The 18,101-nt window shown below is 63.3% G+C and carries 26 protein-coding genes; 7 read left to right on the forward strand and 19 right to left on the reverse strand.

Features of this window, described 5'->3' with window-relative positions; genetic code table 11:
* Positions 1–115 precede the first annotated feature (115 nt).
* The 3 genes from ROSMUC_RS09605 to ROSMUC_RS09615 form a co-directional block, all read right to left on the reverse strand.
* Positions 116–1,078, reverse strand: coding sequence for an SLAC1 anion channel family protein (locus ROSMUC_RS09605; protein ID WP_037272353.1), 963 nt, complete (start codon positions 1,076–1,078; stop codon positions 116–118).
* A 5-nt stretch (positions 1,079–1,083) separates the two neighbouring features.
* Positions 1,084–1,782 carry a fumarylacetoacetate hydrolase family protein gene (locus ROSMUC_RS09610; protein ID WP_037272356.1) on the reverse strand — a complete coding sequence of 233 codons (699 nt, stop codon included), beginning with the start codon at positions 1,780–1,782 and terminating at the stop codon, positions 1,084–1,086.
* Positions 1,783–1,853: 71 nt separating this feature from the next.
* Entirely contained in the window at positions 1,854–2,996 is a 1,143-nt protein-coding gene (locus tag ROSMUC_RS09615) for an alpha-D-ribose 1-methylphosphonate 5-triphosphate diphosphatase (RefSeq protein ID WP_037272359.1), read from the reverse strand.
* A gap of 50 nt (positions 2,997–3,046) precedes the next feature.
* Between ROSMUC_RS09615 and ROSMUC_RS09620 the strand changes: the two genes are divergently transcribed.
* Positions 3,047–3,733, forward strand: a complete 687-nt coding sequence (locus ROSMUC_RS09620; RefSeq protein WP_037272361.1) for a DUF1045 domain-containing protein — start codon at positions 3,047–3,049, stop codon at positions 3,731–3,733.
* Here ROSMUC_RS09620 and phnN read toward each other — a convergent pair.
* Genes phnN through ROSMUC_RS09645 form a run of 5 tightly spaced genes read right to left on the reverse strand, consistent with a single transcriptional unit; the run spans position 3,715 to position 7,200 of the window.
* Positions 3,715–4,263 carry a phosphonate metabolism protein/1,5-bisphosphokinase (PRPP-forming) PhnN gene (gene phnN, locus ROSMUC_RS09625; protein ID WP_037272364.1) on the reverse strand — a complete coding sequence of 183 codons (549 nt, stop codon included), beginning with the start codon at positions 4,261–4,263 and terminating at the stop codon, positions 3,715–3,717. The two genes, ROSMUC_RS09620 and phnN, sit on opposite strands and share 19 nt — an antisense overlap.
* On the reverse strand, positions 4,260–4,943 hold the full coding sequence (gene phnL, locus ROSMUC_RS09630) for a phosphonate C-P lyase system protein PhnL (protein ID WP_037272963.1): 684 nt from the start codon (positions 4,941–4,943) through the stop codon (positions 4,260–4,262). The genes phnN and phnL overlap by 4 nt, the downstream gene beginning before the upstream one ends.
* A gap of 21 nt (positions 4,944–4,964) precedes the next feature.
* Positions 4,965–5,735 (reverse strand): phosphonate C-P lyase system protein PhnK, encoded by a 771-nt coding sequence (gene phnK, locus ROSMUC_RS09635; protein WP_037272366.1) that lies wholly within the window; start codon positions 5,733–5,735, stop codon positions 4,965–4,967.
* Positions 5,732–6,601, reverse strand: a complete 870-nt coding sequence (locus ROSMUC_RS09640) for an alpha-D-ribose 1-methylphosphonate 5-phosphate C-P-lyase PhnJ (protein WP_037272368.1) — start codon at positions 6,599–6,601, stop codon at positions 5,732–5,734. The genes phnK and ROSMUC_RS09640 overlap by 4 nt, the downstream gene beginning before the upstream one ends.
* Entirely contained in the window at positions 6,598–7,200 is a 603-nt protein-coding gene (locus ROSMUC_RS09645) for an HAD family hydrolase (protein ID WP_037272370.1), read from the reverse strand. Before ROSMUC_RS09645 ends, ROSMUC_RS09640 begins: the two co-directional genes overlap by 4 nt.
* 53 nt (positions 7,201–7,253) lie before the next feature.
* Here ROSMUC_RS09645 and ROSMUC_RS21175 point away from each other — a divergent pair, with 53 nt between their 5' ends.
* Positions 7,254–7,421 carry a hypothetical protein gene (locus ROSMUC_RS21175; protein WP_206018439.1) on the forward strand — a complete coding sequence of 56 codons (168 nt, stop codon included), beginning with the start codon at positions 7,254–7,256 and terminating at the stop codon, positions 7,419–7,421.
* Between the two features lie 29 nt (positions 7,422–7,450).
* Here the strand turns inward: ROSMUC_RS21175 and ROSMUC_RS09650 are convergent, their stop codons facing one another.
* From ROSMUC_RS09650 to phnG, 3 genes are read right to left on the reverse strand one after another with little or no spacing between them, the layout of a single operon-like run.
* Entirely contained in the window at positions 7,451–8,539 is a 1,089-nt protein-coding gene (locus ROSMUC_RS09650; protein WP_037272373.1) for a carbon-phosphorus lyase complex subunit, read from the reverse strand.
* On the reverse strand, positions 8,540–9,109 hold the full coding sequence (gene phnH / locus ROSMUC_RS09655) for a phosphonate C-P lyase system protein PhnH (RefSeq protein ID WP_037272375.1): 570 nt from the start codon (positions 9,107–9,109) through the stop codon (positions 8,540–8,542). It abuts the gene before it with no gap.
* Positions 9,109–9,552: a phosphonate C-P lyase system protein PhnG gene (gene phnG / locus ROSMUC_RS09660; protein ID WP_037272377.1), complete on the reverse strand. Its 444-nt coding sequence runs from the start codon at positions 9,550–9,552 to the stop codon at positions 9,109–9,111. The genes phnH and phnG overlap by 1 nt, the downstream gene beginning before the upstream one ends.
* 114 nt (positions 9,553–9,666) lie before the next feature.
* Here phnG and phnF point away from each other — a divergent pair, with 114 nt between their 5' ends.
* Positions 9,667–10,386, forward strand: coding sequence for a phosphonate metabolism transcriptional regulator PhnF (gene phnF / locus ROSMUC_RS09665; RefSeq protein WP_037272380.1), 720 nt, complete (start codon positions 9,667–9,669; stop codon positions 10,384–10,386).
* A 128-nt stretch (positions 10,387–10,514) separates the two neighbouring features.
* Here the strand turns inward: phnF and ROSMUC_RS09670 are convergent, their stop codons facing one another.
* Positions 10,515–11,132: an LbetaH domain-containing protein gene (locus tag ROSMUC_RS09670; RefSeq protein WP_037272383.1), complete on the reverse strand. Its 618-nt coding sequence runs from the start codon at positions 11,130–11,132 to the stop codon at positions 10,515–10,517.
* Positions 11,133–11,627: 495 nt separating this feature from the next.
* Here ROSMUC_RS09670 and ROSMUC_RS09675 point away from each other — a divergent pair, with 495 nt between their 5' ends.
* Positions 11,628–12,110: a YHS domain-containing (seleno)protein gene (locus ROSMUC_RS09675; RefSeq protein WP_037272386.1), complete on the forward strand. Its 483-nt coding sequence runs from the start codon at positions 11,628–11,630 to the stop codon at positions 12,108–12,110.
* Between the two features lie 101 nt (positions 12,111–12,211).
* Here the strand turns inward: ROSMUC_RS09675 and ROSMUC_RS09680 are convergent, their stop codons facing one another.
* The 7 genes from ROSMUC_RS09680 to ROSMUC_RS09710 form a co-directional block, all read right to left on the reverse strand.
* Entirely contained in the window at positions 12,212–12,847 is a 636-nt protein-coding gene (locus ROSMUC_RS09680; RefSeq protein WP_052115303.1) for a uracil-DNA glycosylase family protein, read from the reverse strand.
* Positions 12,813–13,217: a VOC family protein gene (locus ROSMUC_RS09685; protein ID WP_245875151.1), complete on the reverse strand. Its 405-nt coding sequence runs from the start codon at positions 13,215–13,217 to the stop codon at positions 12,813–12,815. The genes ROSMUC_RS09680 and ROSMUC_RS09685 overlap by 35 nt, the downstream gene beginning before the upstream one ends.
* A gap of 11 nt (positions 13,218–13,228) precedes the next feature.
* Positions 13,229–13,747: a GNAT family N-acetyltransferase gene (locus ROSMUC_RS09690; protein ID WP_037272390.1), complete on the reverse strand. Its 519-nt coding sequence runs from the start codon at positions 13,745–13,747 to the stop codon at positions 13,229–13,231.
* A 13-nt stretch (positions 13,748–13,760) separates the two neighbouring features.
* Complete coding sequence (locus tag ROSMUC_RS09695; protein ID WP_037272965.1) at positions 13,761–14,438, reverse strand: glutathione S-transferase family protein; 678 nt, start codon at positions 14,436–14,438, stop codon at positions 13,761–13,763.
* A gap of 60 nt (positions 14,439–14,498) precedes the next feature.
* Positions 14,499–14,855, reverse strand: a complete 357-nt coding sequence (locus tag ROSMUC_RS09700) for a cupredoxin domain-containing protein (protein WP_075571730.1) — start codon at positions 14,853–14,855, stop codon at positions 14,499–14,501.
* A 271-nt stretch (positions 14,856–15,126) separates the two neighbouring features.
* Positions 15,127–15,609, reverse strand: a complete 483-nt coding sequence (locus tag ROSMUC_RS09705) for a YHS domain-containing (seleno)protein (protein ID WP_037272394.1) — start codon at positions 15,607–15,609, stop codon at positions 15,127–15,129.
* A 188-nt stretch (positions 15,610–15,797) separates the two neighbouring features.
* Positions 15,798–16,346 carry a cytochrome P460 family protein gene (locus tag ROSMUC_RS09710; RefSeq protein WP_037272397.1) on the reverse strand — a complete coding sequence of 183 codons (549 nt, stop codon included), beginning with the start codon at positions 16,344–16,346 and terminating at the stop codon, positions 15,798–15,800.
* 38 nt (positions 16,347–16,384) lie between these two features.
* Here ROSMUC_RS09710 and ROSMUC_RS21015 point away from each other — a divergent pair, with 38 nt between their 5' ends.
* Genes ROSMUC_RS21015 through ROSMUC_RS09720 form a run of 3 tightly spaced genes read left to right on the forward strand, consistent with a single transcriptional unit; the run spans position 16,385 to position 17,974 of the window.
* The gene (locus tag ROSMUC_RS21015; RefSeq protein WP_170062560.1) at positions 16,385–16,531 is read left to right on the forward strand and encodes a hypothetical protein; all 147 of its coding nucleotides are present in this window, start codon (positions 16,385–16,387) and stop codon (positions 16,529–16,531) included.
* Positions 16,532–16,541: 10 nt separating this feature from the next.
* A complete protein-coding gene (locus tag ROSMUC_RS09715) occupies positions 16,542–17,507 on the forward strand; it encodes an AraC family transcriptional regulator (protein WP_037272401.1) in 966 nt (321 codons plus the stop codon).
* Positions 17,504–17,974 (forward strand): GNAT family N-acetyltransferase, encoded by a 471-nt coding sequence (locus ROSMUC_RS09720; RefSeq protein ID WP_102105919.1) that lies wholly within the window; start codon positions 17,504–17,506, stop codon positions 17,972–17,974. The genes ROSMUC_RS09715 and ROSMUC_RS09720 overlap by 4 nt, the downstream gene beginning before the upstream one ends.
* Positions 17,975–18,101 lie beyond the last annotated feature (127 nt).

The following is an 18,101-nucleotide window of genomic DNA, read 5'->3' on the forward strand; positions in this document are numbered from 1 at the left end:
TCGTGGTCACGTCGCCCCTGCGCCCGTGCCGGGGCCTTCACGTCGCCTCGGCGAGGTCCCGGGTCAAGCCCGGGACGGGTGTGGTTTTGATGTGACGCAACACGCCTCGGCCATCTCAATCCGGCTGAAAGATCGCATCCGCGCGCAGGGCCTTGAGCGTGCGCCACAGGAGCCCGCCAATGATCACGCAGAGGGCGCCAAGCAGGGCAAGGCCGATCAGGCGATGGCCGGGTGATCCCACCGCCTCGGCATAGGTGAAACTGGCGATGGTGACGCCCGCCATGGGAAAGCTGAGGGCCCAGAAGCTGAGGGAAAACTGCAACTTCAAGAGCCGGGGCAGTTGCACCGCGACAATCAGCGTAAAGAGATAGGCACAATTGAGCAGCACATGGGCGAAGGCATCGACCCCGCCCACCAATTGCACCCAGGCGAGAAAGCCCACCGAGGGCGGTGCGATCAGGATCACGAGCGAGGGTTGCAGGCGTTCGGGCAGGGGATCGTGAAAGATCAGGCGGTTCATCACCAGCGAGAGCAGCACGAGCCAGAAGATGAGGCCGACGCTGGTGAAGAACCAGCTTATTTCGGGGTAGCCGAGCGGCACGCCCGCGATGGCCACAATCACATTGCCCACCGCCGGGATGAACCATGCAGGTGACAGGTGCCCGTGTTGAAAGGCGCGCGCGCTGATCCAGCCGCTGACCACCGCGAGGGTGAGGACCAGTTGCATCGGCACGGCGATCAGCCACATGACATGGGCGATGGCCGGGGCGGGGGCGAGCATGACGATGGACATCAGCACCAGCGCGATGGAAATCGCCGGGAAGAAGGCAAGCTTTACCGGGTGTCGCCATTCGGCGGCGACGGCGGCGGGGTGGCGGATCGCCTTGGCGAGATAGCCAAGCGCCACGGCGGCAAAGACCGCCATGGTCAGCGAATGCGCGGCCCAAGAGGCCGCGTGCGTCAGGCCAAGGGAGTTTTCGCCCGCGCGGAGTGCAAGGGTAAAGCCGCAGAGGCCCATGACGACGGTAAAGAGTGTCACCGGCACATATTGCAGGCGGCTTTGTGTCGGGTCTGACATTGCGATTACTCTGCGGCGGTGATGGTCAGATGCAGGGGTGCGAGACCGTCGATTTCGCCCAAAAGCACGTTGCCGGGCAGCACGGGGCCGACCCCTGCGGGCGTGCCGGTATAGATCAGATCGCCCGGCTCCAGATGATAGAAGCGCGACAGGTGGGCGATGATTTCGGGCACGGACCAGATCATGTCAGCGAGGGTCGCCTCTTGGGCGATGCGCCCGTCCACGGAGAGGCGGATGGTTTGCTCCGCGATGTCGCCGAACTCGGACTTGGGGGTCAGCGGGGCGATGATCGAGGCGTTTTCGAAATCCTTGCCGATGTCCCAGGGGCGGCGCTTTTCCTTGGCCACGCCTTGCAGGTCGCGGCGGGTGAGGTCGATGCCGCAGGCATAGCCGTAGACCGCGTCCATCGCCTCGTCCACGCTGACGCGGAAGGCGGGGGCGCTGAGGGCCACGACGAATTCCATCTCGTAATGGCAATCCGAGGTTTCCAGCGGATAGGGGATGCTGGCACCACTGAGGCAGAGGGTTTGCGGCGCCTTGTTGAAGTAGAAGGGCGCTTCGCGGTCCACCTCGTTGCCCATTTCAAGCGCATGGGCGGCGTAGTTGCGCCCGACGCAGAAGATGCGCTGCACCGGATAGCCCAGGTCCGTGCCGGAGATCGGCACGAGGGGCGGTTGGGGCAGGGTAAAGAGCGGTTGGGTCATCGGGGCCTCCGGCGCAAGCGATTGAATTCGCGCCTCTTATGCGCCCCGATTTGCCCCTTGTCAAAGTGCGCTCAGGCGACGCGGCGGCCCTGAGACCAGACACCGCGCAGCGCCGGTGCGCCGCCGCGCAGGCGAAAGCGGATGAGGTCGGCACGGGCGTCCACCGCCAGTTGGCCCCGGTCCGACAGGCCCACCGCGCGGGCGGGATTGGCGGTGACCGTGGCCAGACCGCGTGCCATGTCGCCCCAGCGCGTGCCCAGTTGCACTGCGCTCAGTAGAAGGGCCGAGGGCACGTAATCGGACGAGAGAATATCGAGGTAGCCGAGATCGGCCAGCTCGGCGGCGGCGACATTGCCCGAGTGCGAGCCGCCCCGGATGAGATTGGGCGCGCCCATGATGACGCTGATGCTATGGGCATGGCAGGCGCGCGCGGCCTCGACCGTTGTGGGAAATTCGGCCAGGCGGATGCCATAGCCGCTGGATACCGCCACCTGTTCGGCGGTCGTGTCGTCATGGCTGGCCAGCACCGCGCCGTAGCGGGCGGCATGGGCTACGGCGGCGGCCTCGTGGCGGGCGCCATTGGCGGCGCGCAGGGCCTGAAGCTGGGCCACGTGTTCGGCAAATTCTGCGTCCGAGAGCGCGTGTTTGCCTTTCACATAGGCTTCGAGCTTTGTCAGGTCGCGGAATTGCCGCTGCCCCGGCGTATGGTCCATCAGGCTGACGATGCCAACGCGGTCCTCGGGGCCGAACTCCTCCATCTCCTCTTCCAGCGTTTCCGAGCAGACCTCGGCGCGCAGGTGGAGAAAGTGGCTGATCTTGAGCGCATCCTCGGCGCGCAGGCTGAGAAGCTCGTTGGCGAGACCGCGCGCATATTTACCATAGCGCCCGACGCCGGTCGGGATCGAGCCCACGCGCATGGCGTCGAAAACCGTGGTGATGCCCACGCTGGCCAATTCCGCGTCATGGGCGAGGATGGCGGCGTTATGCGGCCAGTCGACCTTGGGGCGGGGTTGGATGTGCCGCTCCAGATTGTCGGTATGCAGCTCGATCAGGCCAGGGGCGAGGTAATCGCCGTCGCAATCGACCGCGCCGGGAGGCAGGGCCGCGCCGCTGTCGATGGCGGTGATTTTGCCGCCCTTGATATGCAGCGCGCCGCGGATCACCTCGTTGGGCAAAACAAGGAGGGCATTGGCGAGTATGATGTCTTCTGTCATTGGGATGTCACGCTTTCCTGGCACGTCACGGCAACCCGACGAGAGAGATCATGGATTTTCACCGCTACGCTATTTATTTCACGCCCCCCGAGGGGGAGTTTGCCGCGCTTGGTGCGGCGTGGTTGGGATGGGATGTGGCGCAGGGCTGTGCCGCGGCGCATCCAGAGGTCCCGGGCCTGCCAGCCCCCGTGGCCGAGATCACCGAGACGCCGCGCAAATACGGGCTGCATGCGACGATCAAGCCGCCCTTCGCCCTGGCCGAGGGGCAGACAGAGGCCGGGTTGATCGCGGCCTTGGAGCGGTTCTGCGCAGGCGAGGCGGCGGTCACGCTGGAGAGGTTGCAGATTGCGGCGCTGGGCCGGTTTCTGGCGCTGGTGCCGGTGGGGGATCAGGGCGCATTGTGCGCCCTGGCCGCGCGGGCCGTGGCGGCGTTCGAGCCGTGGCGCGCACCCTTGAGCGAGGCGCAAGTGGCGCGGCGACGGGCGGGGGGGCTGAGCCCCGCGCAAGACGCGCTCTTGCTGCGCTGGGGCTATCCCTATGTGATGGAGGAATTCCGCTTTCACATCACGCTCACGGGCAAGCGGCCCAAGGGCGAATTGCCGGGGATCAAGGCGGCGCTGGAGGGGCTGTTGCTGCCCTTGCTGCCGCGCCCCTATGAAATCGACGCGCTGTCGCTGATGGGCGAGGATGCGGCGGGGCGGTTTCATCTGATCCACCGTCAGACCCTCACCGCATAGATGGATTTGAGCGCCGATTTGGTCAGTCGGGGCAGGGGCGCGTCGGTGTCGAGGGTCACGACCGGGCCGACCCCCTCGGGCAGGGCCATATCGGCGCCGGTCAGGCGTTCGGCAATGTCCTGTGGGTTTTCGCGCCCGCGCGCGGCAAGGCGGGCGGCCAGGACCTGTGGCGTGGCGGTCAGGTGCAGGATGACGAAGGGCTGAAACCGCGCCTGCGCCTGCTCCAGGACGCCGCGCGAGAGGTTCACGAGCAGGTCGCGCCCCGCCGCCAGATCAAGACAGACGCCCACCGGCACGCCGTAGCGCAGCCCGTGCGCCCGCCAGTGGAGCGAGAAGCCCCCCTCCTTGAGGCGGGCGTCGAATTCGGTCTCGCTTACTGCCTCGTGGCCTTCGCCCTCGGGGTCGGGGGCGCGGGTGATGACGCGGCGCACGCGGCGCAGGCCGGGACGCTCTGCGATCATGGCGCGCATCAGCGTGTCCTTGCCCACGCCCGAGGGGCCGACCACGGCGATGAGGCGACCGCGCGTCATGCCGCGCGCGCCGGGGTAAAGGCGGTTACATCCACCTCTCGGTCGCAGAGGCGGGCGCGGGCGGCTTCGTCGTGGAAAATGCCGACGATGGCCGCGCCGCGCGCCTTGGCCTCTTCGATCAGGGTCAGCACCACCTCGCGGTTGGTGGCATCAAGGCTGGCGGTGGGTTCATCGAGCAGGAGCGCGGGAAAGTCATGGGCAAAGCCGCGCGCGATGTTGACGCGCTGTTGCTCGCCGCCCGAAAAGGTCGTGGGGCTGAGCGACCAGAGCCGTTCGGGGATATTGAGGCGTGCGAGCAGCGCCTCGGCGCGGGCCAATGCCGCCTCGCGCGGGGTGCCAAGGATCATGAGCGGTTCGGCCACCACATCGCGGGTGGGCACGCGCGGCACGACGCGCAGGAACTGGCTGACATAGCCGAGGGTATGACGGCGCAACTGGATGATGTCGCGCGGCGCGGCGCGGGCGACATCGGTCTCACCCACGAGGATACGGCCCGTATTGGCGCGGTAATTGCCATAGATCATCCGCATCAGGGTGGATTTGCCCGCGCCGGAACTGCCGGTCAGCGCCACGCAGTCGCCGGGGCCGACGTGCAGATGTGCGCCCGCCATCACCGGGATGACCGCGCCGCCCTGATTGTGCAGGGTGAAGCTCTTGCTCAGGTTTTCGATCTCGATCATGGCTTGCGTCCCTTTCATCGGTCAGACCTGCAACACGCTGGAGACAAGCAATTGCGTGTAGCCGTGTTGCGGATCGTCGAGCACCTGATCGGTCAGCCCGTCCTCGACCACGCGGCCATCCTTCATCACCATCAGCCGGTCGGCGAGCAGGCGCACGACGGCCAGATCATGCGTGACGATGATGGCCGAGAGCCCCATTTCGCGCACCAGCCCGCGCAGGAGATCGAGAAGCCGCGCCTGAACACTGACATCAAGCCCGCCGGTGGGTTCGTCCATGAACACAAGGCGCGGGCCGGTCACGAGGTTGCGGGCGATTTGCAGGCGCTGCTGCATGCCGCCTGAAAACGCCTGCGGTTTGTCATCGACACGATCGGCGGCAATCTCGACCCGGCCAAGCCAATCAATCGCCTGTTCGCGGATATGCCCGTAATGCCGCGCGCCCACGGCCATCAGCCGCTCGCCGACATTGCCGCCTGCACTCACCCCCATGCGCAGCCCGTCGCGGGCATGTTGATGCACAAAGGCCCAATCGGTGCGCATCAGCATCCGGCGTTCGGGTTCGGACATGGTGAGCGTGTCGCGAGGGCCGTGGCCGTGCGTGTCAAAGATCACCTCGCCCCGGTCGGGGGGCAGATGCCCGGCAAGGCAGGACAGAAGCGTGGATTTGCCTGATCCGCTTTCGCCCACGATGCCCATCACCTCGCCGGGCCAGAGATCGAAACTGACGCCTTCGCAGCCGCGCCGGGGGCCGTAGAACTTGGCAAGATCGCGGACTTGCAAGAGGGGGGTCATGCTGTGGCCTCTTCATAGGGGGCGCCCTGGGCGCCGATATGGCCCGCCGCGCGCCGCGCGCGGCAATAATCGGTGTCGGAGCAGACGAACATCCGCCCGCCCGCGTCATCCGTGATCACCTCGTCGAGATAGCTGTCGGCGGCCCCGCAGAGGTCGCAATCGTGATCGGCCTTGCTGGCCTCGAACGGGTGATCCTCGAAATCGAGACTGACAACTTGGGTATAGGGCGGCAGGGCATAGATGCGCTGTTCGCGCCCCGCGCCGAAAAGCTGGATCGCGGCCATGCTGAGTTTTGGGTTGTCGAATTTGGGGATCGGGGAGGGGTCCATCACATAGCGCCCCTCGACCTTGACCGGATAGGCATAGGCGGTGGCGATGGCCCCGTGTTGGCTGATGTCCTCATAGAGTTTCACATGCATGAGGCCGTATTCCTCGAGCGCGTGCATCTTGCGGGTTTCGACCTCGGAGGGTTCGAGAAAGCGCAGCGGTTCGGGGATCGGCACCTGATAGACAAGGATCTGATCCTCGGTCAGTGGTTCCTCGGGGATGCGGTGGCGGGTCTGGATGAGGCTGGCGCGGGCGGTTTCCTCGGTGGTGGCGACCTGCGCGGTCTTTTCAAAGAATTTGCGGATCGAGACCGCGTTGGTGGTGTCATCCGCGCCCTGGTCGATCACCTTGAGCGTGTCATTGGGCGTGAGACAGGCGGCAGAGACCTGCACGCCGCCCGTGCCCCAGCCATAGGGCATCGGCATTTCGCGGCTGGCAAAGGGCACCTGATAGCCGGGGATCGCGAGCGCCTTGAGAATGGCGCGGCGGATCATGCGCTTGGTCTGCTCGTCGAGATAGGCAAAGTTGTAATCGCTCATAATAGCCCCCGGTCGCGCAGGTCGGCATTGAGGGCCTCTGGCCCGGTGAAGTGATGCGCCTGCCAGCCTGCGGCGCGGGCGCCTGCCACGTTGTCGGCGCTGTCGTCGATGAAATAACACGCCTCCGGTGCGGCCTTGGCGCGGGTGCAGAGGAGGTCAAAGATCTCGCGGTCGGGTTTGACCATGCGCTCATGCCCCGACACGACGATGCCCTCGAACAGCGTGGTCAGTTGGGGATGCAATTGCAGCGCCTGCGGCCAGGTATCGGCCGAGAAATTGGTGAGCGCCCAGAGGCGATGACCGCTTTCCTTGAGCGCGGCGGCGATGTCCCATGACCCTTGGATGCGGTTCTGGATGGTCAGGCCGAAGCGGTCGAAATAGCCGTCCATGAGCTCTGCATGATGTGGCCAGTGGGCGGCAATCGCCGCCACCGCCTCGGTCCTGCTCCGGCCCCGGTCCTGCTCATAATTCCAGTCGTAGAAACCGACCTCTGCCAGCAGCGCGTCAATCTCGGCGTCGCTGCCGATGGCATGACGAAAGGCCGCCTGCGGGTCCCAGTGCAAGAGGACATTGCCGATGTCAAAGACGATGAGGGTCATGGCTGGACCCCACCGTCTTGCCAAGCAAATGGGGAAACGGCTATCTCTCTGCCATGATTATGATTTCCCAGCTTCGATTCAATTACTTTCGCCACGGCGGAGAGCTTGCGGAATTCGCGTGGATCATTCCGATCCTGATCGGCATTCTTCTGTTTATCATCCGCAAACAGCTTTTTCCCGGTCTCTACCGGGATGATGACGACAGACCGCCCAAAGGCTGACGCGTCCCGGTTCAGCGTTCCATAAATACTCATTCCGCCGCCTCCCGGTGCGCCGCGCCCCCGGCCTCGCGGCGGAGTTTGCGCACCAGTTCCAGTTCGGACTGGAAATCGACGTAATGCGGCAGCTTGATATGTTCGAGAAAGCCGGTGGCCTGAATGTTGTCGGCATGCATGAGGACGAATTCCTCGTCTTGTGCGGGTGCGCCCTGGTCTTCTTCGCCCAGTTCCCGCCAGCGCAGCGCGCGGTCCACGAGCGCCATGGCGATGGCCTTGCGCTCGGTCTGGCCAAAGACCAGCCCATAGCCACGGGTGAATTGCGGCGGTTCGGTTTTCGAGCCTTTGAACTGGTTGACGGTTTCGCATTCGGTGAGGGTGATTTCGCCCAATTCAATCGCAAAGCCCAGTTCGGGGATGTCCATTTCCACCGCCACCGCGCCGATCCTGAGCTCCCCCACAAAGGCGTGGTTGCGGGCATAGCCGCGCTGGGTGGAATAGGCGAGCGAGAGGATGAAGCCCTCGTCGCCACGCGTGAGCGCCTGAAGCCGCAGCGCGCGGTCCGCGGGCAATTGCATCGGTTCGCGGGTGAGGTCGGGGGGCGTGGTATCGCTTGGGTTTTCTTGCTGGATCAGCCCCTCGCGGTCGAGATAGCCCATGATATGCGGCGTGGGGCCGGGGGCGGGCGTGGCGGTCGGCGCTTGGGGAGTTTCGCCCTCTGCCGCGAGTTTGAAATCCAGCAAGCGATGCGTGTAGTCAAAGGTCGGGCCCAGCACCTGGCCGCCCGGCGCGTCCTTGAACGTGGCCGAAATGCGCCGGTCGCAGCGCATGGCGGCGGTGTTCACCGGATGCGACGCGCCAAAGCGGGGCAGGGTGGTGCGGTAGGCGCGGATGAGAAAGATCGCCTCGATCAGGTCGCCGCGCGCCTGTTTGATGGCAAGCGCGGCGAGGTCGGGATCATAGAGCGAGCCTTCGGCCATGACGCGGTTGACGGCGAGGCTGAGCTGTTCGCGGATCTGCGCCACGCTGAGTTCGGCAATGGAGGTGTCGCCGCGCCGTTCCTCGGCCAGCCAGGCATGGGCATTGTCGATGGCGCGTTCGCCGCCTTTGACTGCGACATACATCTAGTGGCCCTCCACGCGGGTTGAGCGCGGCAGGGCCGCGAGGTGATCGCCAGCGGTAAAGAGAAAATCCAGCCCCAAGGGATAGAGCGCCGCGTTGCGCTGAAAGGCGGCAATGTCTGGCAGCGAGAGGGTGGCGGCGGTTGCGATCCCCGGCCCGGTGAGGCGCGCGCCGGTATGCGTGAGTTGCGCCATCTCGACAATCAGGGTGGTCGAGCGGTCGGGGTATTCGGCGCTGCCGATGGGATAGTCGGTGAGGGGCAAGAGCGCCTGCCAGGAGCCGAGCGCAAAGCTGGCGCGGGCGCGGTCCACCAGCGGTGCGCCGGTGTGAAAGGTGATCCAGTCGCGCACAGCCGGGGTATCGGCCGCCCCCGCCAGATGCAGAGGCGTTTCGGGATCGCAAAGCGTCAGGATCACGGCGCCGGCGGCAGGTGAGAGCGGCAGCGGCGGCCGTGCCCCCGTGATCCGCTCAACGGTGCCGGGGCGGGCCATGGCGCGCATCACCGCGCGAAACGCCTCGGCGGCTTGGGTCGGGGCGGTGGTAAAGCCGCCGGTCAGGGCCTCGGTCTGCATCAATCCTCTCCTCGTACGAGGGTGAAGAAATCCACCTTGGTCGCGGCGGCGCGGGTGGCGCGGGCGGTGTGGCGGGCGGTCTCGGCCTCGGTCAAAGGGTCCAGAATCATGGTGCGGATCCTCTCTGCCTCGGCCCCTTGCATCAGCGCGTCGATCAAGGCGGCTTGCGTGGCGTGACGCTTGTCACGGCCCTGCACATAGCCGTGGCCGACCCGGCCATCGCCGAGTTGCAGCGCGCAGCGGGTAACGGTCATTTCGCCAAGGTTGAAGGCGGCCCCGGTGGCCCCGGCGCGCCCGTGCACCATGACGCCGCCCACCTCGGGCGCGCGCAGATAGGCGTGATCGGGGGTCAGCCCGGTGTCGGACCAGAGCCGGTGCAGATCCTCGGCCGGGGCGCGCGCCAAGAGGCCCATCCAGCCCTTGCGTTCGGTTTCTGTGCTCATGCGGACACCTTGTTGGACATCTTGCGAAGTTGTTGGAGATACTATACAACTAGACAAATTTATACGCGAAACCCCGCCCCCTAGCAAGGCCGCAACAGGTGAAACTTCTGTGACATGAGCCGAGAAAAATCTGAGGCCCTGTGGCGCGCGATCCATGACAGCCTGAGCGATGACATCGCGGCGGGGCGCTATGGCCCCGGAGACAAGCTGCCGACCGAAGCGGCGCTCTCCGCGCGATTCGGGGTCAATCGTCATACGGTGCGGCGCGCGCTGGGCGCTTTGGCCGAGGCGGGGGCGATCTTTACCCGGCGCGGGGCGGGGGCCTTTGTGGCGCATCGCCCGACCGAGTATCCGATTGGCCGGCGGGTGCGGTTTCACCAGAATCTGCAGGCCGCCGGCCGCTTGCCGACCAAGGAGATTCTCGCGCTTGAGACCCGCAGTGCCGATGCCGCAGAGGCCGAGGCGCTGCGGCTGGTTCCGGGGGCGATGGTGCATGTCTGTGACGGGGTGTCGTTGGCGGATGGCGTGCCGGTGGCGGTGTTTCGCAGCACCTTCCCGGCCGCGCGGTTTCCCGACCTGCCCGAGGCGCTGAGGCGGCTGAGATCGGTGACGGCGGCGCTGGCCGCGCAGGGGGTGGCGGATTTTACCCGCGCCTCGACCCGGCTCAACGCGAAACTGGCAAGCCCGATGCAGGCGGTGCATCTGAACCTCAGCCCCGGCGCGCCGATCCTGCGCACCCTCGCGGTCAATGTCGATCCCGAGGGGCGGCCCATTGAATATGGGCGCACCTGGTTTGCCGGGGATCGGATCACGCTGACACTGGCGGAGAGCTGAAAAACCGCCCGTCTTGTCACGGTCCTGTCACACCCGTTGCCTATCAGCAGGGTTATTCCTGCTGCCGTTTTTATCCGTCATTTTCAGCATCCAACGGGCGGCCCTTTGCGGCCGCCTTTTTCTTGTGCTCAGCCGCCGTGTTTTTCGAGAAAGGCCTCGGCGCTCAGGCTGCGGAAATCATCCAGGGTTTCCCCCAGGCGGGCGTGATCCCAATCCCACCACGCGAGCGCCATCATGCGGTCGGCCAGGGCGGGGGCAAGGCGCAGGCGCAGAGGCCGGGCGGGCACGCCCGCGACGATGGTATAGGGGGCCACGTCATGCGTGACCACGGCCCCCGCGGCAATCACCGCGCCATGGCCCACGGTGATCTCGGGCTTTACCTGCGCATTATGGCCGATCCAGGTGTCATGGCCGATGCGCGCCACGCGGGCGCGGCGTTTGTCGAACCAGAGCGCATCGTCGGCGGCATCGTCCCAATAGCTGGCCGAGCGATAGAGAAAATGATGCAGGCTGGCGCGGTCGAGCGGGTGATCGGTGGCGCCAACGCGCACGAAGCTGGCGATATTGGCGAATTTGCCGATCTCGGCATTGGCGAGGTCGCAATATCGGTCGCAATAGGAATAATCCCCCATCGCCACATGCGCGAGGCGGCTGCCACGCCCGACCTCTGTGTAGATGCCGAACTCGCAATCGGTGATCTCGCAGTCGGGGTGGATCAGGGCCTCGTCGGCCTGCAATCGGGACATCGCGCGCTCCTTAAGGGTTTCGGGTCTCTGGTGGGAATGCTGTTAGCAAATAAAGGTAATATTTTTATGGTGCTACGGTGGTCTCGATACAGAAATCCACTTTTCCGTCCATGCTTTCTGGTGGTCATGGTAACGAGGCCTGCGTTCAGGGCGGGCGGCGCACCTCAGGGATCTACCCGGACTGCATGGGAATGCCCCCTTCGAAGGTCAGACCATGCGTGGCGCGGCGGACGAGCCCTCTAGAAATTCAATGGCATTTCAGAGGGCATCCCCAAGCAGGTTGAGTCCGCCCATGGGGCTGACAGCCAAGTCAGAATCGTTCATCGAAAGGGACGAACAGACATATAATGCGGACTAACCGGCATTAAAGAAACGCTTGGATTGGATAGTTTGGCACCGCGCCTTCGTTGGCGGGAAGCAATCCTTTTCCCGCGAGCTTTGGCGGACTGTGCCGTTCGGTACGGAATGTAATCACCTATGAAAAGAGGAAATCCAATGTCTCGCAAGTTGATCTTCGCGGCCACCGCGCTGACCGCGCTCTGTGCTTTCGGACCTGCAATGGCTGCCGACGAAGCCAACGTCACTCCGGGTCTTACCTATAGCGGTGCGCCGCTTGGCCTGCATGGTGCCGACCCGGTTTCACTAATCGATCATGGTGAAAACACCGAAGGCAGCGCCGCTTATGTTGCCGCTCATGACGGGATCGCCTACTACTTTGCCTCGGAAAAGAACATGAAGGCGTTCAAGGCGAACCCGGCGCGCTACATGCCGCAATATGGCGGGTTCTGCGCCTTTGGTGTCTCGGTCGGGAAAAAGTTTGACGGCGACCCGAGCTTTGCAGCCGTGATGCACGACAAACTTTACGTTTTCCTCAACGAGGATGTTTACAAGGCATACCTCAAGGATCAGGCGGGCACTGTCGCAAAGGCTGAGGCCAACTGGGGCAAGATCAAACACACTGCCGCAACGGACCTCTGACGAGGGCAACCGACACCGGGCCAGCCTGTCGCATGCTGGCCCGGATGTTTCAAAGAGTGCGGTCGTGATTTCAATTCGGGCTCAAGCTGTCCGATCTCGAGTCAGTGACCCAAAGTGCGCTGCTCGGCACATTTTCCGACAAGTTCGATGACTCGCGCCTGTAATACGGGGAGCAGATCCGTTTCGAACCAAACATTGCGTTGAAACCATGCCATATTGCGCGGGCTTGGATGCGGGAGAAGGATGCTGGCTGGCCAACGTGCGGGCCAATCCCGCATCGCCTCGGCGAGGGGCAGGTGTGAGGTTTCGGGCAAATGCCAGTTTTGGGCGTAGCGACCGATCACGACCGTCAGCATGATGTCGGGCAACAGCGCCATCGCGCGGGCACGCCACAATGGGGCGCATTCCGGGCGCGGAGGCAGATCACCCGAACGGCCAGTGCCAGGAAAACAGAAGCCCATGGGCAGGATCGCGATCTTTTCCGGATCACGAAACGTCGCTTCGTCTAGGCCAAGCCAGTTGCGCAGCCGCACGCCTGAGGCATCATCGAAGAGCCGTCCTGCAAGGTGTGTTCTACGACCTGGGGCCTGTCCAACGATGAGGATGCGCGCACCCGCACCGATCTGAAAAAGCGGACGAGGTCCGAACGGCAAGTCTGAGCAGGCGCTGCAGGCCGTGATTTCGGCCCGCAGCTGCGCGATCTCAGGCCGGGTCTTGTGAGGCCGAGAATCCGGCATGGACGATTTCCAGCTTGTTGCCCCAAGGATCGCGCAGATAGGCGGCGTAGACATTCGGCATGGGATAGGCCGCGCGCACACCCGGCGCTCCTTCATCACCAGCCCCGGCGGAAAGCCCAGCAGCATGTGCGGCATCGACCGCCTCGCGCGACGGTGCTGCGAATGCGACATGCGCGCCATTGCCAGCGCTTGCCGGTTTGCCGTCGAAGGGTGGCAGCAACAGAAACGCGATCCGGTCACGACCGAAGGCGGCAAAGCCGTCGCCTGCGGCCAGACAGTTGATTCCGAGCGGTTCGAACAGGCGGGCATAGAAACCGCAAGCGGCAGAGATATCGGCAACACCGAGGCTTAGGTGGTCGATCATTGTCATGGATTGTCCTTTCAGTTTCGCAAAGTGGAGGGAGTGGCAGGGCAGGGGGTATCAAGACGAAATTTGAGAAATCGTGCCGTTTCATAAGGCACCTCGCCCACCAGCTCTGCGCCTATCCTAGCAAGGGCACCAAGATGACGACGCGAAGGTGGCAGCAGAAAAGTGACGAAAGGGATGCGTGCGTCCGCATGGGCAAAATTCAATGCCGCATGTGTGATCGCGCGGCCAAGACCAAAGGCCTCTCCCCGTAGGACAAGGCCAAAATCCCACTCCGTTCCTTCCTTTTGGAAGCCGCCCCAGCCGACGTAGTGGCCGTCTTGCAGAAACGCCCAATGCCCTAACCCGTCACGCTGCCAGCACGCTTCTTTGGCGACGACAAAGTGTTTCGCTGCATCGACATCCCAAGGTTGCGACAAGAGCGGCATATGCCGTGCGACGCGGGGGTCGGACATATGCTCGACAAGCGTTTCGAGCGGCACCTCCGTAAGGCGTGCGAAGGTCAAATCAGGATGTGAGTGAGACTGGATCATCGTGGACAGTGACTCAGGCCGCGCCCGAAGCCTTCATGCGCGCGGCAAGCACGCTGTCGCGGCGAAGCAGAAAGGCACGCAAGAGCGCGTTGTAATCCTTGCTCACCGCATCTCGCACCGAAGGGCGGGCGGCAAGAAGCAGTGACCAGGCTTGAACTTTGGTCAGCCCATCGAAGAACTCGAATCTGTCAATCTCGTTAAAGACGTCAAAATATCGGAAAACCGGAGCGAAAACCACGTCGACGAGGCTGAAGTCTGCACCATAGAACCACGGTCCTTCGCTAAGATGATCCTCCAAGAGTGTGAAGTGACGGCGGAGTGCGGCCGTCTTTGCCTCGAATGTCACGGCATCCCGGGCCGAATAGAATCCTGCGATCGTGTCGAGCACCTCTGCGCCGAAAACCATCCAGGCGCGGTGGCGCGCGCGCGCCACCGGGTCGGTGGGATGTAATGGATTGGGCTGCGTTTCCTCGAGATACTCGAGGATTGCGGTAGACTCGAAGAGCGACGCGTCCCCGACCGTCAGTACCGGCGTGCGTCCCAGCGGAGAAATTTCCAGAAACCACTGCGGCTTGTTGCCGAGATCAACAACGCGTCGCTCATGCGCAACACCTTTTTCAACAAGGGCTATGGCGATGCGTTGCACATAGGGGCAGAGCGCGTGGCTGCTGAGGGTGATCGGCTTTTTCATGGTATTCTCCTGACGCCATCGGCAGATCCCAGCCATGGCATTTCGCATTTACGAGTTCGCTCATCCGCCATCGCGGTTGCGCACCAGAACGGTTGCTTTCATGTGCGAGCGAAACGTGCTGACATAGGGATACTCGCCGGGTTCGGTGAAGATGATCCGGCCCCGCGCGCCCCGCTCGAGCAGCCCGGTGTCCCAGCTTCCGTCCAGAGCCGTCGCGGTATGGGACGCGAGATCGTTATTCTCCCAGGTCACGCTATCCCCGGCAAAGATTTCAACGAGCAAGGGTTCGAAGGTGGAATTGTCAATTCGCACCATCGTCTCTTGCACCCCATCGTGCGCGTGTGAACGGCGCCGCGTTCCGGCACACCCCAGAAGCGCGCCAAGACCGATACCGAAGCGGCGGCGTGTGAGTGGCATCAAATTGGGCATTGGCACCTAGGAACAGTGAGGGTTCATCGGTTATTCTCTCGCTCAGATATTCGCGACTGAAATTGCCTGAATTTTGCTGGCGTCTGAATGCGATTGCGTTCGATATTTCTGCGTGATCGTCCGGAACCCTTAGAATGTGCCGGACGCCGGGGATGACCTGCTGGCTGACGACAGGAAGCGGCCAAGCCACCATTCGTTTGTCATATCACGCGGAAGACGCAGAGCCGGCTTGTCCGACCGGCTCTGCGAGATCTCTGTGTCAGAGATCCTTGGCGGCGGTGTGCTGGATTTTCTTCCAGTTCTCTTCGGCCTTATGGATCGTTCCGGCCTGATCCTTGAGGTAAAGGTTGTAGATATCCTCGTTCAGGAAGACGTAGAGTTTTCCATCGACCACCGACGCAAAGCTCGGGTCGCCATCGAACTTCTTGCCCACAGAAACCCCATAGGTGCAGAAGCCGCCGTTCTGCGGGATATATTTCGACGGATTGGCCTCAAAGGATTTCTGGTGCTTTGCGCTGGTGAAGTAGTACGAAACACCGTCGTGGACCGTGGTAAACTTTGCGCTTCCGGCCTGCTCCTTGTTGTACTCGATCAGCGAAACCACGTCGACGCCATGCACCCCGAGCGGAGCACCCGCCGCAGTCAGGCCCGATACGACGTTGAATTCGTCTGCGGCCATTGCCGGCCCGAAGGCGAGAAGCGCTGAAAGGGTTGCAGCGGTAAGTGTCAGTTTCCGTTTCATTCGTTGTCCTTTCTCTGTCATGGAAATCCCCATCCCGGCTGGGACGGGGCATCACCATGGCGCCGCGTGAGTTGCGGTACATTTTGGCGATGTGGGCACATGTTACCTAGAGGATTTCGTATTATTAATGCTGGTTCGGCCTAATATTATGCTCAATCGTCCAGTTGAGGCTGTGCTGTGCCGCTGTGTTATCTGCGCAGGGCCGGATAGCCCTGAAGGTAGATCAACCCCTGATCGCGGGCCGGTTCATGGCAGGCCAGGCAGGCATCCCGGTAGTCTTCGGTATCGGTAATCCGGGTTTCCTGTCCCGGGAAAAAGGCCCATCCCCAACCGTCGCCAAACCGCGGGCCTTCACCCAGCTTGCCGTCGGGGTCGGCGACCATGACGAAACGGCCCTTGAGCGTGTCGGCATAGCTGGCGCGCCCGGTTGTCAGGTCCTCGGTTTGGGTGCCCCAGACCTCTTTGACGATCTTCGTCCCCTCGACAAACCGACCCTCGGCGAGATAGGCCTTGAGCGCGTCTTCGTCGATGAAGACAGCGTGAATTTCATGCGCACCTTCCGCGGGGTTCTCTGCGAGCACCGAAAATGCCCCGATCTGCACCCACCCGGTGCGATAGTCTTCGGAGGGAACCTCGAGCACTGGTTCTACGGTGATTTGCCCCGCCTCTGTCGCCATCTGAGCGAAAGCGGGCAGGCTTGTGATGGACAGGATCATGGCAAGGGTTTTGGATCTCATTTGGGCGTCTCCTTGTGGTACGGTTAAGCAAAGCCGCATTGACCGGCGAGACCGTCACCTTGCGGTCGGCCATCGCCACGCGGCTGCGCCTGTTCACCGCAAAATTCCGGCGCGATGAATGGCGTCTCGTCCGAAATTATTGCTCGATCGTCCACGGCTCTGGATTCTACGCGCCGAACCTGTAAGCTGTGATGCATGTTGGACCTACTCAGCGATATCCTTACCCGCCTGTCGTTTCGCGGCACGCTCTACTTCCGCACGAGTTTCACAGAACCTTGGGGAGTGCGTGTGCCAGCTTATCGCGATGTGGCGCGCTTTCATTATGCCCATCGCGGCGAGGCGCTGGTGCGTGTTGGCGGTCAACAGGCGCCGGTGACCCTTGCGCAGGGTGATCTTGTGATCATTCCGCATGGTGAGCCGCATGTTCTATCTTGCCGGCATACCGGACCAGAGGAGGCCTTGCCGCTTGATGATGTGCTGTCCCGCTCGGGGTTTCCTGGATATGGCACGCTTGTATGGGGTGGAGAGGAAAGCCCGCGAGATACGCAGCTCATCTGCGGGCATTTTGCGCTGGCCGAAGGGTCGCGCCACCTGCTCTTTGATCGGCTGCCGCCGTACATTCATCTGCGAGGATATGGTGAAGAGGCCGGGGGGTGGCTCGATGCGACGCTCAAGGTTATCGGGGCCGAGGCGGGCGGCGCGCGGCTTGGCGGCGATCTGATTGCGCTCAAGATGTCCGAGGCAATCTTTGCCCAAGCCATCCGAGCCTTTATCGAGCAATCACCCGAGGGCATTCCGGGGATCGCTGGCTTTGCCGACCCGCAGATCGCACGCGCGCTGAGCATGTTTCATCGCGACCCTGCTGCCGAATGGACGGTGGCTGGCCTTGCGCGGGTCGCGGGCCTGTCGCGCACCGGTTTTGCCGAACGATTCACAGCGCGCCTTGGGGTGACCCCCATGAGTTACGTGACCGCATGGCGGATGCAGATTGCACGTGAGGCATTGGCGGAGCGCGGCCTGTCGGTGGCCGAGGCCGCCGAGGTTTCGGGATATGCATCGGAATCAGCGTTCAGTCGGGTGTTCAAGAAAGAGATCGGCGTCACCCCGGCGGCGGTTCGGTTGCTTGCCAAAGCCGGGCGTGACGCCTTGAATGCGGCGTGAATACAGTGCCTCCGGTGGAGATCCGCGAGGCGCAGCCCGACGATGCCACCGAACTTGCGCGCCTGTCTCGGGCGCTGGCGGTGCATGTCGCAGACCCCGATCCCGGCGATGACACGTCGCTGATTGTAGCGGCCTGTTTCGGGACGGAGCGATGGCTCGACGTTCTTGTGGCGGAGCAGGGTGGCGTTATCCTCGGCCTTGCCGCCTATGGCCGACGTTTCGAACTTCACACTCGACAAAAAACCCTCTGGCTGGCCGATCTTGTCGTGGACGAGGGCATCCGAGGGCTGGGGATCGGCGGTTTGCTGTTGCAGGCGGTCAAACGCCGGGCGCTGGATCTGGGATGTGGCGCCATCGTGGCGGATCTTTGGGTCTGTAACATCGCAGCCCGCGCATTTTACGACCATGCGGGAGCGCGCAAAGTGAGCGACATCGAAATTCGGGTGATCGACCTGCCGTCGGTGTGACGGCCCTCGCCGTGGCGGAGGTTCGTCGGGGATAGGCGATGATTGACCCAAGATCCGGACGATCACGCAGTTTTAGCGGATTTCTGAACATTCACCGTCCGTGTCAGTGGATCTATGTCGGGAATAC

The sequence above is a fragment of the Roseovarius mucosus DSM 17069 genome (assembly GCF_000768555.3).
GTDB classification, from domain to species: Bacteria; Pseudomonadota; Alphaproteobacteria; order Rhodobacterales; family Rhodobacteraceae; genus Roseovarius; species Roseovarius mucosus.

Bases quoted from the DNA above. Each gene is read 5' to 3' on its own strand.
- ROSMUC_RS09605 (WP_037272353.1), bottom strand. From the start codon at position 1,078: ATGTCAGACCCGACACAAAGCCGCCTGCAATATGTGCCGGTGACACTC.
- ROSMUC_RS09610 (WP_037272356.1), bottom strand. From the start codon at position 1,782: ATGACCCAACCGCTCTTTACCCTGCCCCAACCGCCCCTCGTGCCGATC.
- ROSMUC_RS09615 (WP_037272359.1), bottom strand. From the start codon at position 2,996: ATGACAGAAGACATCATACTCGCCAATGCCCTCCTTGTTTTGCCCAAC.
- ROSMUC_RS09620 (WP_037272361.1), top strand. From the start codon at position 3,047: ATGGATTTTCACCGCTACGCTATTTATTTCACGCCCCCCGAGGGGGAG.
- phnN (WP_037272364.1), bottom strand. From the start codon at position 4,263: ATGACGCGCGGTCGCCTCATCGCCGTGGTCGGCCCCTCGGGCGTGGGC.
- phnL (WP_037272963.1), bottom strand. From the start codon at position 4,943: ATGATCGAGATCGAAAACCTGAGCAAGAGCTTCACCCTGCACAATCAG.
- phnK (WP_037272366.1), bottom strand. From the start codon at position 5,735: ATGACCCCCCTCTTGCAAGTCCGCGATCTTGCCAAGTTCTACGGCCCC.
- ROSMUC_RS09640 (WP_037272368.1), bottom strand. From the start codon at position 6,601: ATGAGCGATTACAACTTTGCCTATCTCGACGAGCAGACCAAGCGCATG.
- ROSMUC_RS09645 (WP_037272370.1), bottom strand. From the start codon at position 7,200: ATGACCCTCATCGTCTTTGACATCGGCAATGTCCTCTTGCACTGGGAC.
- ROSMUC_RS21175 (WP_206018439.1), top strand. From the start codon at position 7,254: ATGATTATGATTTCCCAGCTTCGATTCAATTACTTTCGCCACGGCGGA.
- ROSMUC_RS09650 (WP_037272373.1), bottom strand. From the start codon at position 8,539: ATGTATGTCGCAGTCAAAGGCGGCGAACGCGCCATCGACAATGCCCAT.
- phnH (WP_037272375.1), bottom strand. From the start codon at position 9,109: ATGCAGACCGAGGCCCTGACCGGCGGCTTTACCACCGCCCCGACCCAA.
- phnG (WP_037272377.1), bottom strand. From the start codon at position 9,552: ATGAGCACAGAAACCGAACGCAAGGGCTGGATGGGCCTCTTGGCGCGC.
- phnF (WP_037272380.1), top strand. From the start codon at position 9,667: ATGAGCCGAGAAAAATCTGAGGCCCTGTGGCGCGCGATCCATGACAGC.
- ROSMUC_RS09670 (WP_037272383.1), bottom strand. From the start codon at position 11,132: ATGTCCCGATTGCAGGCCGACGAGGCCCTGATCCACCCCGACTGCGAG.
- ROSMUC_RS09675 (WP_037272386.1), top strand. From the start codon at position 11,628: ATGTCTCGCAAGTTGATCTTCGCGGCCACCGCGCTGACCGCGCTCTGT.
- ROSMUC_RS09680 (WP_052115303.1), bottom strand. From the start codon at position 12,847: ATGCCGGATTCTCGGCCTCACAAGACCCGGCCTGAGATCGCGCAGCTG.
- ROSMUC_RS09685 (WP_245875151.1), bottom strand. From the start codon at position 13,217: ATGACAATGATCGACCACCTAAGCCTCGGTGTTGCCGATATCTCTGCC.
- ROSMUC_RS09690 (WP_037272390.1), bottom strand. From the start codon at position 13,747: ATGATCCAGTCTCACTCACATCCTGATTTGACCTTCGCACGCCTTACG.
- ROSMUC_RS09695 (WP_037272965.1), bottom strand. From the start codon at position 14,438: ATGAAAAAGCCGATCACCCTCAGCAGCCACGCGCTCTGCCCCTATGTG.
- ROSMUC_RS09700 (WP_075571730.1), bottom strand. From the start codon at position 14,855: ATGCCACTCACACGCCGCCGCTTCGGTATCGGTCTTGGCGCGCTTCTG.
- ROSMUC_RS09705 (WP_037272394.1), bottom strand. From the start codon at position 15,609: ATGAAACGGAAACTGACACTTACCGCTGCAACCCTTTCAGCGCTTCTC.
- ROSMUC_RS09710 (WP_037272397.1), bottom strand. From the start codon at position 16,346: ATGAGATCCAAAACCCTTGCCATGATCCTGTCCATCACAAGCCTGCCC.
- ROSMUC_RS09715 (WP_037272401.1), top strand. From the start codon at position 16,542: ATGTTGGACCTACTCAGCGATATCCTTACCCGCCTGTCGTTTCGCGGC.